The 12,464-nt window shown below is 34.7% G+C and carries 10 protein-coding genes and 2 tRNA genes; 5 read left to right on the top strand and 7 right to left on the bottom strand.

What is annotated here, in order from left to right:
• Nucleotides 1–77 precede the first annotated feature (77 nt).
• Complete coding sequence (sppA, locus tag H602_RS0102830; RefSeq protein ID WP_026976653.1) at nucleotides 78–1,838, bottom strand: signal peptide peptidase SppA; 1,761 nt, start codon at nucleotides 1,836–1,838, stop codon at nucleotides 78–80.
• Nucleotides 1,839–1,970: 132 nt separating this feature from the next.
• Here sppA and folK point away from each other — a divergent pair, with 132 nt between their 5' ends.
• A complete protein-coding gene (folK, locus tag H602_RS0102820; RefSeq protein WP_026976652.1) occupies nucleotides 1,971–3,110 on the top strand; it encodes a 2-amino-4-hydroxy-6-hydroxymethyldihydropteridine diphosphokinase in 1,140 nt (379 codons plus the stop codon).
• On the opposite strand, the gene H602_RS0102815 is transcribed toward folK, so the two are convergent.
• Entirely contained in the window at nucleotides 3,107–3,637 is a 531-nt protein-coding gene (locus tag H602_RS0102815) for an RNA methyltransferase (protein ID WP_026976651.1), read from the bottom strand. The two genes, folK and H602_RS0102815, sit on opposite strands and share 4 nt — an antisense overlap.
• 72 nt (nucleotides 3,638–3,709) lie before the next feature.
• Nucleotides 3,710–4,174: a DUF1573 domain-containing protein gene (locus H602_RS0102810; protein WP_026976650.1), complete on the bottom strand. Its 465-nt coding sequence runs from the start codon at nucleotides 4,172–4,174 to the stop codon at nucleotides 3,710–3,712.
• Between the two features lie 207 nt (nucleotides 4,175–4,381).
• On the opposite strand from H602_RS0102810, the gene mutS reads away from it, so the two are divergent.
• The 4 genes from mutS to H602_RS0102785 all read left to right on the top strand — a co-directional run bounded on the left by mutS (nucleotide 4,382) and on the right by H602_RS0102785 (nucleotide 7,918).
• On the top strand, nucleotides 4,382–6,949 hold the full coding sequence (gene mutS, locus H602_RS0102805; RefSeq protein ID WP_157504837.1) for a DNA mismatch repair protein MutS: 2,568 nt from the start codon (nucleotides 4,382–4,384) through the stop codon (nucleotides 6,947–6,949).
• Between the two features lie 154 nt (nucleotides 6,950–7,103).
• Nucleotides 7,104–7,176 (top strand) — tRNA-Gly (locus H602_RS0102800).
• Nucleotides 7,177–7,298: 122 nt separating this feature from the next.
• Nucleotides 7,299–7,384, top strand: a tRNA-Leu gene (locus H602_RS0102795).
• Between the two features lie 189 nt (nucleotides 7,385–7,573).
• Entirely contained in the window at nucleotides 7,574–7,918 is a 345-nt protein-coding gene (locus H602_RS0102785; RefSeq protein WP_026976648.1) for a hypothetical protein, read from the top strand.
• 68 nt (nucleotides 7,919–7,986) lie between these two features.
• On the opposite strand, the gene H602_RS18050 is transcribed toward H602_RS0102785, so the two are convergent.
• The 4 genes from H602_RS18050 to H602_RS0102760 form a co-directional block, all read right to left on the bottom strand.
• Nucleotides 7,987–8,193 carry a hypothetical protein gene (locus H602_RS18050; protein ID WP_035758755.1) on the bottom strand — a complete coding sequence of 69 codons (207 nt, stop codon included), beginning with the start codon at nucleotides 8,191–8,193 and terminating at the stop codon, nucleotides 7,987–7,989.
• Between the two features lie 171 nt (nucleotides 8,194–8,364).
• Nucleotides 8,365–10,554: a S46 family peptidase gene (locus tag H602_RS18045; protein WP_035758753.1), complete on the bottom strand. Its 2,190-nt coding sequence runs from the start codon at nucleotides 10,552–10,554 to the stop codon at nucleotides 8,365–8,367.
• Nucleotides 10,555–10,672: 118 nt separating this feature from the next.
• On the bottom strand, nucleotides 10,673–11,122 hold the full coding sequence (locus H602_RS0102765) for a GNAT family N-acetyltransferase (RefSeq protein WP_026976647.1): 450 nt from the start codon (nucleotides 11,120–11,122) through the stop codon (nucleotides 10,673–10,675).
• The gene (locus H602_RS0102760; RefSeq protein ID WP_026976646.1) at nucleotides 11,119–12,363 is read right to left on the bottom strand and encodes a 3-deoxy-D-manno-octulosonic acid transferase; all 1,245 of its coding nucleotides are present in this window, start codon (nucleotides 12,361–12,363) and stop codon (nucleotides 11,119–11,121) included. The genes H602_RS0102765 and H602_RS0102760 overlap by 4 nt, the downstream gene beginning before the upstream one ends.
• Nucleotides 12,364–12,464 lie beyond the last annotated feature (101 nt).

Genomic DNA, 12,464 nt, shown 5'->3' with positions numbered 1-12,464 from the left:
AGGCAAAATTATTAAATAGAAAGCCAACTTATCTAATAAAATTAAATAAGTTGGCTTAATAATAACTATTTGGTTATTTATTTTATGCTTAACTCAAACGGTAATGCAGTTTGAATGCCAGTTCGAGACGATGCCTCTTTCAATCGTTGCCAAATTTTATAATTTTCGGCACCTATTTCTTCTTCAATTAAAGCTGCTTTTGAGGTAGCAAACGGTAATCCTGCAAAAATATCTTCAAACTTCTTATCAAATTCTGGGAAGTTAACAGTTCGGTATTCTTTGATTTTTGCCAGTTTTGCGGCTTCCGCCAAAGCTTTGTCTAAACCGCCAATTTCATCCACTAATCCAATTTTTAAAGCTTCAGCACCAGTCCAAACGCGTCCTTGTCCAATAGCATCCACTTGTTCAAAAGTCATTTTTCGGCCTGCAACTACTCGGTTTACAAAAGTGGTATAAATGCGTTCGATACTTTCTTGTGTTACTTTACGATAGGTATCTGATAAAGGTACAAACGGACTGTAATCTGCCGAGTTGGTATGTGTGGTTACTTGTTCCGTATGAATCCCCATTTTTTCAGATAGTGTAGAAAAATTAGGCAACATTCCGAAAACACCAATTGAACCTGTAATTGTCGTGTTTTCTGCAAAAATTTTATTCGCGTTACAAGCAATGTAATATCCACCGGAAGCGGCTACATTTCCCATTGAAACGACTACAGGTTTTACTTTTTTGGTCAATTCTATTTCACGCCAAATCAATTCTGAAGTCAAAGCACTTCCGCCAGGACTGTCAATTCGCAGTACAACGGCTTTAATGTCTTTATTATCTCGCGCTTCTTTTAACGCCCGATTCATTGATTTTTCTCCAATATAACTTACATCACCTTCGCCTGAACGAATTTCTCCTTGTGCATAAATCACAGCAATTCTGCTTTCGGCACTGGTATTTTTTGGTTTTGTATTGTTATTTAACGTATAATCTACAATAGTTATTTTTTTATACTCTTTGTCTTTTGCCACTTTCAAAGCACTCTTAATGCCAGCGTGGTATTGGTCTTCATAACTTACTTTGTCAATCAGTTTTTCGGTCTTTGCCATTTCTGGTGTTCGAGCCAAAAGTCCGTCAGCAATGTTATTTAATTGTGCAACAGAAACCTTTCGAGACGTAGCAATATCGCCAACCATTCCCGTCCAGACGGAGTTCAGCAATGCAGAAATTTGTTCCCGATTTGCGTCACTGATTTCATTTGAAATAAAAGGCTCCACGGCACTTTTATATTTTCCGTGTCGAATTACTTCTAATTTAACTCCCGTTTTTTCTTGCAAATCTTTAAAAAACATCACTTCAGATGAAAGTCCTTTAAAATCCATTTCGCCTAAAGGATTCAAATAAATGGTATCGGCTACGGAACTTAAATAGTATTCTTTTTGCGATAAAACTTCAGAATACGATACGATGAACTTCCCCGATTTTTTGAAGCGAGCCAGTTCGTCACGAAGTTCTTTCAGTTGTGCCATTCCTAAATTTGAAGAATTGTTTAGAATACTGATTCCTTTTATATTGTCGTCTTCTTGTGCAGCAGCAATTGCTGTTAAAACATCAGTAAAACCTACGCGATTTTCACCTTGAAACATACTCACTAACGGATCGGAGAATTTTCCCGTAAAGTCACTGCTTACGTTTTGTAAGTTTAATTCAATTACAGAATTGTCTTCAACGGTAACCTTTTCCGACTCTCCTCCGAAAATTACGCCGATAAAAATGATTCCAAAAACAAAAATCATGATAAATAAAAACAACCCGACAACAGTTGCTACTACATTTCCTAAAAATTTCATATCCTATTTCTTTTGCCTAATAAGACGTTTATCCTGTCGATTTGTTACAGTTTCATTTGAATATTTTAAAAATCAATTCAGGAGTACTTCTTTTACTTTTTTTAGAAAATGTTTTACTTAAATTTGCAGTCTATGGAGGAGCAAAATAAAATAGTATTATCAATTGGAAGTAATCAAGGCGATAGAAAAGATCTGATTCAACAAGCGATTAATGCAATCAACAGGAAAGTGGCAACGGTAATTTCAGTTTCAAGATTATACGAGTCGCCTTCATGGGGTTTTGAAAGTGAGCCGTTTTACAATTGTGCCATTTTAGTGCATACTTCAAAATCGCCTTCCAAAGTTTTAACAGCCATTTTGAAAATAGAGAAAGAGTTTGGTAGAATTCGAACCGATGAAAAAGGATATAAAGCAAGGCCAATAGATATTGACATTATCAATTGTAACAACGAGATTTTGCAAACCAATACTTTGCAAATTCCGCATGTTCAGATGGAAAACAGACGATTTGTGTTATTGCCCATGAAGGATTTGGAAACAGAATTTGTACATCCTATTTTGCATAAAACTGTAGCAGAACTTATTGCAGATTGTGTGGATGTATCCGATTGCAAAGCGGTAGCCGTTTTGGAAAATCCGTTTAAGAATACACGAATTAACAACTACAGTTTCATCGCTGTGGAAGGAAATATTGGTGCAGGGAAAACAACTTTGGCACACAAAATAGCTGCGGATTTTAATGCGAAGAAAATTTTAGAACGTTTTGCAGACAATCCTTTTCTTCCAAAATTTTACAAGGATCAAGCACGGTATGCATTTCCGTTGGAAATGTCTTTCCTGGCCGATCGCTACCAACAAATTTCTGATGATCTGGCACAACTGGATCTGTTTAAAGATTTCATCGTAGCTGATTATCATATTTTCAAGTCGCTTATTTTTGCAAAAGTAACTGTTACTGAAGATGAATTTAGATTGTATCGGAAGTTGTTTGAAATTATATATAAGGAAATTCCTAAACCGGATTTATATATTTATTTGTACCAAAATACAGAACGTCTCTTGCAGAACATCAAAAAACGGGGAAGAAGTTATGAGCAAGAAATTCCTTCGGATTATTTGGATAAAATAAATCAGGGTTATTTTGACTTTATCAAAACGCACCCTGATCTGAATATTTTGGTATTAGATGTTTCCGATCGCGATTTTGTAAAAAATCAATCGGATTATATTTATATTCTTGAGGAAATAGACCGAGCGCTTGCCGCACATTAAGCTTTTAATTGCTTGAATAAATCCCAAACTACAATTCCGGCACTTACAGCGATATTGAGCGAATGTTTTGTTCCCAATTGCGGTATTTCAATACAACCGTCACACAACGCAACTGCTTCCTGAGAAACGCCGTATACTTCGTTTCCAAAAACGAGAGCATATTTTTTAGTAGCATCCACCTGAAAATTGTCTAATAAAATAGCTTGTTCCACTTGCTCAATGGCCAAAACAATTACGTTTTCTGCTTGCAAATTTTGAATTACATCAGTTACATTTTTTTGATGTTCCCAAGCGACCGTCTCTGTTGCTCCAAGCGCGGTTTTCTGAATTTCTTTGTGAGGTGGTGTTGCGGTAATGCCACACAAATATATTTTTTCTATTAAAAAAGCATCAGACGTTCTGAAAACCGAACCAATATTGTGCAAACTCCGAATGTCGTCCATTACAATAATTATTGGCGTTTTATCGGCAGTTTTAAAATCTTCAACCGTTTTGCGATCCAGTTCGCTGTTTTCTAATTTTCTCATGATTGGGTATTTGATTGTGCAAAAAAAAAAGCTTCCTCGTGAGGAAGCTTTGAAATCTATATGAAGTGTAAACTAGCTTTTTACTGCTGCAGCGGCTGGCTGAGGCAAAACATTTCCTTTAATAGTTAAAAGTTTTGAAGGAGTTGTAGTTGAATTACTTGTTAAAGTAATTGTTTTAGTAAATGGACCTGGACGATTTGTATCGTATTTTACACCAATAACAGCTGTAGCACCTGGAGCGATTGGCGCTTTTGGCCAAGTTGGAACTGTACATCCACAAGATCCTTGTGCGTTAGTGATAATTAAAGGTTGTGTACCGTTATTTGTGAAAACAAATTCACGAGCACCATCCGATTTTAATTCAATAGTTCCGTAATCCATTACATCGTTAACGAAATTAATTCCAGCTCCTTGTACTGTTGGAGCTACAACTTTAGAAACTTTTGCTTTAGGTGCTTTTTTAGAAGTTTGTTGAGCAAAAGATCCAGAGAATGTCAAAAGCGCCACTGCTGAAAATAATAATATACCTTTTTTCATTGTAATATGATTTTTATAGTTTGATAATGACAAATTTATATAAATAGAATGATATTGAGGACATTGTTTTCTTAAAATTGAATTAAAATTTTTTGAGTAGCGGTAATCAGGTATAAAATTTTTAAATTCGCTCACTGATATATTGTCCTAAAATAAATAGTAAACGCATTGAAATCACCAAAGAAAGAAGTTAAAGAAACGCCGTTAATGAAGCAATACAATGATATTAAAGTAAAATATCCTGACGCATGCTTGCTTTTTCGTGTGGGCGATTTTTATGAAACTTTTGGAGAAGACGCGGTTCGGGCTTCAAAAATATTGGGAATTGTGCTTACCAAAAGAAGTGCCGGTTCGCCAAGTGAAACTGCATTGGCTGGTTTTCCGCATCATTCTTTAAATACGTATTTGCCAAAATTGGTAAAAGCGGGACTTCGAGTAGCCATTTGCGATCAGTTGGAAGATCCAAAAATGACCAAAACCATCGTCAAGCGTGGTGTTACAGAGTTAGTGACACCAGGTGTTTCCATGAACGATGAAGTGTTGCATTCCAAATCAAACAACTTTCTAGCATCAATATATTTTGGCAAAAAAAATGTTGGAGTCGCCTTTTTAGATGTTTCTACAGGTGAGTTTCTTACAGCACAAGGCAATGAAGAATACATTGATAAATTATTGCAGAACTTTAACCCAAGCGAGGTTTTGGTTCCAAAAGTGAATAAATCAGATTTTAAAAATGCTTTTGGAGAAGATTTTCATGTGTTTTATTTAGAAGATTGGATTTATAGAGAAGAATATGCATTTGAATTATTGACCAATCATTTTAAAACCAATTCATTGAAGGGTTTTGGTGTGGAAGATTTGCAGGAAGGGATTATTGCTTCGGGTGCCGCCTTATTTTATTTGTCAGAAACGCAGCACAATAAAATTCAACATATTTCTATTTTACAACGTATTGCGGAAGATGCTTATGTTTGGATGGACCGGTTCACGATTCGGAATTTAGAATTGTATCACAGTTATAATCCAAATGCCGTAACGCTTTTGGACGTTATAGATAAAACCATCTCACCAATGGGAAGTCGCTTGTTGAAACGGTGGTTAGCTTTGCCTTTAAAAGACATGAAAGCGATTCAGAAAAGGCATCAAGTGGTTACTTATTTGAAGGAAAATAAAGATTTGCTCAAAAATATTCAATACCAGATCAAGCAAATTTCGGATTTGGAACGATTGATTTCTAAAATTGCGGCAGGAAAAGTAAGTCCACGAGAAATTGTTTACTTAAAAGACTCGTTGGACGCTATTATTCCGATTAAGAAAATCGCGTTGGAAAGCAAGAATGAAGCGGTTAAAATTATTGGAGACAGCTTGCACAGTTGTGATTTGCTTCGAGAGAAAATTAAAATCACTTTAAATCAAGACGCTCCTGTTGCTTTGGCCAAAGGAAATGCAATTGCAAAAGGAGTTAGTGCAGAATTAGATGATTTACGTGCAATATCAACCTCTGGAAAAGATTTTTTAGACGGAATTGAAAAAAGAGAATCGGAACGAACGGGGATTTCTTCATTGAAGATTGCCTTTAATAATGTCTTTGGATATTACATTGAAGTTAGAAACAGTCACAAAGATAAGGTTCCTGCAGAATGGAGCAGAAAGCAAACCTTGGTCAATGCCGAACGCTACATTACTGAAGAGCTAAAAGAGTATGAAACAAAGATTCTTGGAGCGGAAGAGAAAATTCAGAAGTTGGAGTCGGAGCTTTTTGAACAGTTGGTAGTTTGGATTGCTACTTATATAAAGCCCGTTCAACTGAATGCGAGTTTAATTGCACAGTTGGACTGTTTGACTTCGTTTACGCAACTGGCAATTGAAAATAAATATGTGTGTCCAGATTTGGACGATAGTTTTGAATTGGAAATTAAAAATGGTCGCCATCCTGTTATTGAAAAGCAGTTGCCTATTGGAACACCTTACATCGCAAATGATTTGTTTTTGGACCGCGAAACACAACAGTTGATTATGATTACCGGACCCAATATGTCGGGAAAATCAGCTATTTTAAGGCAAACGGCATTAATTGTTTTACTTGCGCAAATGGGTTGCTTTGTTCCAGCGGAATCGGTACGAATGGGTGTGGTGGATAAAATATTTACTAGGGTAGGCGCTTCGGATAATATTTCTATGGGAGAATCTACTTTTATGGTGGAAATGAATGAGACGGCTTCCATCTTGAATAATATATCTGATAGAAGTTTAGTGCTTCTAGATGAGATCGGTCGAGGAACAAGTACTTATGATGGAATATCGATAGCATGGGCAATTGCGGAGTACTTGCACGAACATCCATCAAAACCAAAAACATTATTTGCCACGCATTATCATGAACTAAATGAAATGACGGATATTTTTGGACGCATCCAAAATCATAATGTATCAGTCAAGGAATTAAAGGACAATGTGCTTTTTCTTCGAAAATTGGTGAAGGGCGGAAGTGCTCATAGTTTTGGAATTCATGTAGCAAAGATGGCGGGAATGCCGCAAACGGTTATTCTTCGAGCTCAAAAGATTTTAAAGAAACTGGAAAAAAATCATTCGTCGGACGCTTTGGATGGTGTTAAAAATGAATCGCAAGAAATGCAAATGAGCTTTTTTAACTTGGATGATCCTTTGTTAGAAGAAATAAAAGAAGAAATTTTGAACATCGACATCAATACTTTGACACCGGTAGAAGCCTTAATGAAGTTGAATGAAATCAAAAGAATGCTGATTAAAAAATAAGTTTGTTAAAATTTAATTTTTAAAAACTACGTTTTCAGATTGTTATAAATTTCATTAAAAATAATTCAGAAAAAGGTTTGTGTAAGTAAATAAAAGTCCTACATTTGCACCCGCAACACAGTAATAGTGGCGCTGTTCTTTAAGATTTTGAAATGCGAAAATAGCTCAGTTGGTAGAGCGCGACCTTGCCAAGGTCGAGGTCGCGGGTTCGAGCCCCGTTTTTCGCTCAAACCATAAATATTGAGGTTGTGGATATGATTTTTTTAGTTATATTTGTGCCGAAGTAAATTACAAGGTTGATGAATGTCTTTATAATAGTAAAGAATAACGTTCAACAAAACAGTAAATCGCTCGGATGGTGAAATTGGTAGACACGCTGGACTTAAAATCCAGTGAACAGCAATGTTCGTGCGGGTTCAAGTCCCGCTCTGAGTACAAAAGCTCGTAATGAAAATTACGAGCTTTTTTTTTGATTATGAAAATAAGCTACAGTCATATTGGTTCCGTTTTTGGAGCCGCTCCAGTGCAAGCTCGTAATAAAAATTACGGGTTTTTTTATGCTGTAAATTGAAAATTCTTTTTCACCTTCATGTCCTGAATAATTCTTAAACTGATAAAATAAATATGGGTGCCTTTGTTATATCTAAAAAACACAATGATGAATATAAATTTGTCTACACGTCGCGAAAAGGGAAAATTGTGTTTAGTAGTAAATCGTATGAGTTAAAGATGTATTGTGAGGAAGATATTGATCTGATAAAGGAAAATGCACATGTAGCCCAATGTTTAAAATTTAAGGCCTCTAACGGCACTTTTTTCTACAAGCTAATGATAGGTGATAAGGAATTGGCTAAAAGTAGAAAATTCAATACGGAGCTTCGTTTGGCAAAAGGAATTGCAGAAGTGGCTTTGTATGTTTCTAAAGCTGAAATATTAGATTTTTCTGGCGCGCCTGTTTTTATAGATTAGAAAAATAAAATATAAAGGCATAAAAAAAGCCTCACTAAAAGTGAGGCTTAATTTTCTGTAACTGTGAATTACTTAACTTCAGTTGAAGTTTCAGTAGTTGTTTCAACAGCCATTGTGTCAACGTCAGTTGTAGTTGTAGTTTCTTCTACTACAGGAACTTCCATTGTAGTTTCTTCTGTTGTAGTTGTAGTTTCTTCAGTTGCTGCATCTTTACAAGATACGAAAGAAACGCTTAATGCTACTACTAATGCTAAACTTAAAAATACTTTTTTCATCTTACTTTTTATAAAAGGTTAATTATTAATTCGATGCAAAGATATAAATTTTTTGATATGATAATTTTTTTTTGGAAAATTTTTTAAAAAAAATAAATACCTCTTCAACGAATAATCATTTTACAATTACTGTGCCAAAAACACAAAACCATAAAGAAAACTTAAATAAAGTTAATTCTTTTTTCTTTTATTTTTAACCTTCTGTTTTTTAGCACTTTGCTTCCCTTTCTTCGGGTGTACTAATTTCATTTCGTCAATTAAATTTTTTGCACCAGCATATTTATCAATGATAAAAAGTACATATCGCATATCAACCATGATGTTTCTACAGATAGCGGGGTCATAATACACATCGCTCATTGTTCCTTCCCAAACTCTATCAAAGTTCAAACCGATCAAATTTCCATTCGCATCAATAGCTGGACTTCCTGAATTTCCTCCAGTAGTGTGATTTGTACCAATGAAGTTAACAGGCATTTTACCATTTTCACCGTAGGGTCCGTAATCTTTCACGTTATATAAATCAATTAATTTTTGGGATACGTCAAATTCATAATCATTTGGAATGTATTTTTCCATAATTCCATCCAAATAAGTTACTGGCTCGTAAGCAACAGCGTCTCTTGGCTCATAGCCTTTTACTTTTCCGTAAGTTACACGAAGCGTACTATTCGCATCTGGAAAAATACGTGCGTCGGTATTCAGTTCTAATTGTGCTTTCATGTAGGTTCGCTGCAACGCACTTAATTGTGTATTGATTTGCTCATATTTAGGATTTACATTTTTCAAAAATGCTTCACCTAAACTTTTTACCAATTGATATCCCTTGTCGTTATTCAGGTTTTTCAAAACCGTTTGCGAATCGCCAGTTAATAATTCTTTTACACCTGCATAAGTAGTCATCTTGGAAGTACCATAAACGGACGCTGTTAATTGCGCAATATTGGTATTTTTTAAATCAGCAGGAATAAATTGTTGAGGCGATTTATTCAAATACAAATCAATTAATTGTTCAAACACTTTTTCATCCACTTGTAGATTGAAGTTTTTGTAGAAATCGTCTAGACCGTCCACTAAGTTATCTCTTCGGTCCATTAGCGCTTGGTCGCCTCTCATGGCTTGAATTTGTTCCAGTTGGTATAATTTAAACCCTAAACCTAGCAATTCAGTATTTCTCAAAACTACTTCCATAAAGTAATCACGACTTACAGTATAAGGCAAGATTTCTTCATAATTTTTTTCAAAATCGGCTAGCAAATTTCCATATTCCGCTTGTTTGCCTGCTTTGATAATTTTCTGTTGAAAAGTAGCTTCTTGATCTCTTTTAATTTGAACTGCATTAGATTTAATTAAACCTTGTGTTTCTCCAATCCATTTTTTCCAATAATTTGCAATTCCTGCATATTTAGAAGCGTATTGAATTTTGATTGCTTTGTCTTTTCTCATAAATCCATCAGTTACCTTTAAGGCACGATCACGGATTTCAATTTTTGCAGGATTGGTTTCTTTTACAATTTGCTCAATTGCAACAGCAGGTAAATACTCTGTCGTTCTTCCAGGATATCCAAATACTAAAGTAAAATCGTCTTCTGAAACGCCGTCAAGCGATACTGGAAGGAAGTGTTTTGGAGTGTAAGGAATATTATCTTTTGAATAATCTGCGGGACGGTTATTTTTATCTGCATAAATTCTAAATAAAGAAAAATCCCCAGTATGTCTCGGCCAAACCCAGTTGTCTGTATCTGAACCAAATTTACCAATAGAACTTGGCGGCGCTCCAACCAATCGGATATCCGTGTACGATTCAGTTACAAAAAGCATGTACTGATTTCCTTCAAAAAAAGTTCTAATCTTAATACCTTGGTAGCTTTCTTTTGCAAAGGATTTGTTTAAATTAGAAATGTTTTCTTGAATTTTCTTCTGTTTGTCTGCTTCAGAATTTAGTGCTTCAACGCCATTTAGAATTTGTGTGGTAACATCTTCAATTTTGACAATAAAGGTTACTTCTAAATCTTTATTTGGAATTTCATCTTCCATTTTCATTGCCCAAAATCCATCGGTTAAATAATCGTGTTCAACCGTAGAGTGCGACTGAATTTGGCTGTAACCACAGTGATGATTGGTTAGTAAAAGTCCCTTTGAAGAAATAACTTCGGCAGTACAGCCACCATTAAATTGAGGAACAGCATCTTTCAAACTTGATTTGTTGACATCGTAAATATCAGATGCCGACATTTTCATGCCTAAGTTTTTCATTTCAGTTTCGTTCATTCCTTCTAATAATGAAGGAATCCACATTCCGCCTTGTTGGGCCTGCATTTGAACGACGAATAAAAGTAAGAGTAATTTTAAAAATTTCATGTGCGTTGTTTTAAAAAAATAAAATAGGTTTTAGTAAAAACGAAAAAACACTTCGCTTTGGACGAAATGTTTGGCAATATACCATTTAAAGTGCTTAAAAAAGTAGATTTAACATTTTTTAGGGCTTTGTAACGTATTTCATAATTTGTCTGTTGTGTATCGTGAAATCATTTGATAGGTATAATTTTTTAGCTACTGCATTGTGTGGCTCAATTTCCAAGTAAACCAATTTCAAATCGTTCTGATGCGCTTGATTGCGTACAAATTCCAAAGTTTTTTTACCAATTCCCTTTCCTCTAGCATTTTCATTAAGGTAAAGTTCGTCTAAGAATGCGATTTTTCCTTTGTATTCAAAACTAAAAATATAGGTTAGAATTACATATCCAACAACTGTTTTGTCGTACGAAATCAGCCAACAATGACCTAAATTTTGATCTGCCACAAAGGTTTCAAACAATTTCTTTGTCGTTTCAGCTTCGATCGGATAGTTATCAATTGCGTAGAAATCTTCCATCATTGGAACAATTTCTTCTATATCGGATTTTTTTAAAGGGTTGAATTCAATCATAAAATTTCTTTTAAAATAATTTCAGTTGCATTTTTATTCATTTGCACGAAAGTGCTGCAAATATGTCCTTTTTCTGCTCGAATGTCTTCATTTTGAATCAAGTTTTCAAATGCTTCATTCAATTCATTTTGATTAGAAATGGATAGACAACCTTCCATATTTACCAACGCAGTGGCTTCGGCAAAATGCGAATAGTTGGGTCCGATCACAATTGGAACACCAAAAGTAGCCGGTTCTAAAATGTTATGAACACCCGGATTGCCAAAACCTCCACCTACATAAGCAATATCTGCATAAGAATATATTTTTGTCAAAATCCCAATGGTGTCAATAATGAATACTTGATATTCTTTTAAATCTGGTTTTCTCAAAGTTTCGATTGAATAACCAGAATAGGTTAACGTGTTTTTGAGCATTTTTTTAGACAAGGACGCTATTTGCTCTTCTTTTATAGTATGAGGTGCGATTATAAATTTTACATTATGATGCGTAGAATTAATAAAATTCACCAATAAATCTTCATCTTTCGGCCACGAGCTTCCCACAACAACCGTTAAAGTATTATTTTTAAATTCATGAATAAAGTCAAGTGCATTGTCTTTTTCTAAAATCGAAGCAACACGGTCAAATCGTGTGTCTCCAGAAACGGTTACATTCGTCTTTTTTAATTCCAATAATAGTTCTTTTGAAGAAGAATTTTGCACAAAAAAATGGTGGAAGGCGTTAAGTGCGTTTCTGTAAAATCCGCCATACCATTTAAAGAACAATTGATTTCTTCTGAAAATTCCTGAAATTAGATAGGTTGGAGTTGCTCGTTTTTTTAGTTCATTTAAATAGTTGTGCCAATATTCGTATTTGATGAAGAAGGCCATTTCGGGATTTACGATATCTACAAATTGTTTTGCATTGGATGGCGTATCTACAGGTAGATATACTACCACATCAGCGACTTTTGTGTTTTTACGCACTTCGTATCCGGATGGAGAAAAGAAAGTCAATACAATTTTATGTTTCGGAAAACGATTTTTAATTTCTTCCATAACCGGTAAACCTTGCTCATATTCGCCTAAAGAAGCAGCGTGAAACCAAATGCATTGATCAGTAGCAGCAATTTTGCTTTTTAAAGTTGAAAGTACATTAATTCTACCATTGACAAATAGTTTTATCTTTGGGCTGAATAACGCAATTATTTTTAATAGAAACGAAGTGAGATAAGTTACAAGATTATAAAGCAGATGCATTTTTGTCAAATTTTATCGGGCTAAATTACATTACTTTACCTGAATTTCATTGATAGGACATATTAAATTGTTATTTTTGCTTGATTTTAAATCGTAATATC

The sequence above is a fragment of the Flavobacterium tegetincola DSM 22377 genome (genome assembly GCF_000425485.1).
Lineage (GTDB): Bacteria > Bacteroidota > Bacteroidia > Flavobacteriales > Flavobacteriaceae > Flavobacterium > Flavobacterium tegetincola.
This window is presented reverse-complemented; position numbering and strand designations above follow the sequence as displayed.

Bases quoted from the DNA above. Each gene is read 5' to 3' on its own strand.
- sppA (WP_026976653.1), bottom strand. From the start codon at position 1,838: ATGAAATTTTTAGGAAATGTAGTAGCAACTGTTGTCGGGTTGTTTTTA.
- folK (WP_026976652.1), top strand. From the start codon at position 1,971: ATGGAGGAGCAAAATAAAATAGTATTATCAATTGGAAGTAATCAAGGC.
- H602_RS0102815 (WP_026976651.1), bottom strand. From the start codon at position 3,637: ATGAGAAAATTAGAAAACAGCGAACTGGATCGCAAAACGGTTGAAGAT.
- H602_RS0102810 (WP_026976650.1), bottom strand. From the start codon at position 4,174: ATGAAAAAAGGTATATTATTATTTTCAGCAGTGGCGCTTTTGACATTC.
- mutS (WP_157504837.1), top strand. From the start codon at position 4,382: ATGAAGCAATACAATGATATTAAAGTAAAATATCCTGACGCATGCTTG.
- H602_RS0102785 (WP_026976648.1), top strand. From the start codon at position 7,574: ATGGGTGCCTTTGTTATATCTAAAAAACACAATGATGAATATAAATTT.
- H602_RS18050 (WP_035758755.1), bottom strand. From the start codon at position 8,193: ATGAAAAAAGTATTTTTAAGTTTAGCATTAGTAGTAGCATTAAGCGTT.
- H602_RS18045 (WP_035758753.1), bottom strand. From the start codon at position 10,554: ATGAAATTTTTAAAATTACTCTTACTTTTATTCGTCGTTCAAATGCAG.
- H602_RS0102765 (WP_026976647.1), bottom strand. From the start codon at position 11,122: ATGATTGAATTCAACCCTTTAAAAAAATCCGATATAGAAGAAATTGTT.
- H602_RS0102760 (WP_026976646.1), bottom strand. From the start codon at position 12,363: ATGCATCTGCTTTATAATCTTGTAACTTATCTCACTTCGTTTCTATTA.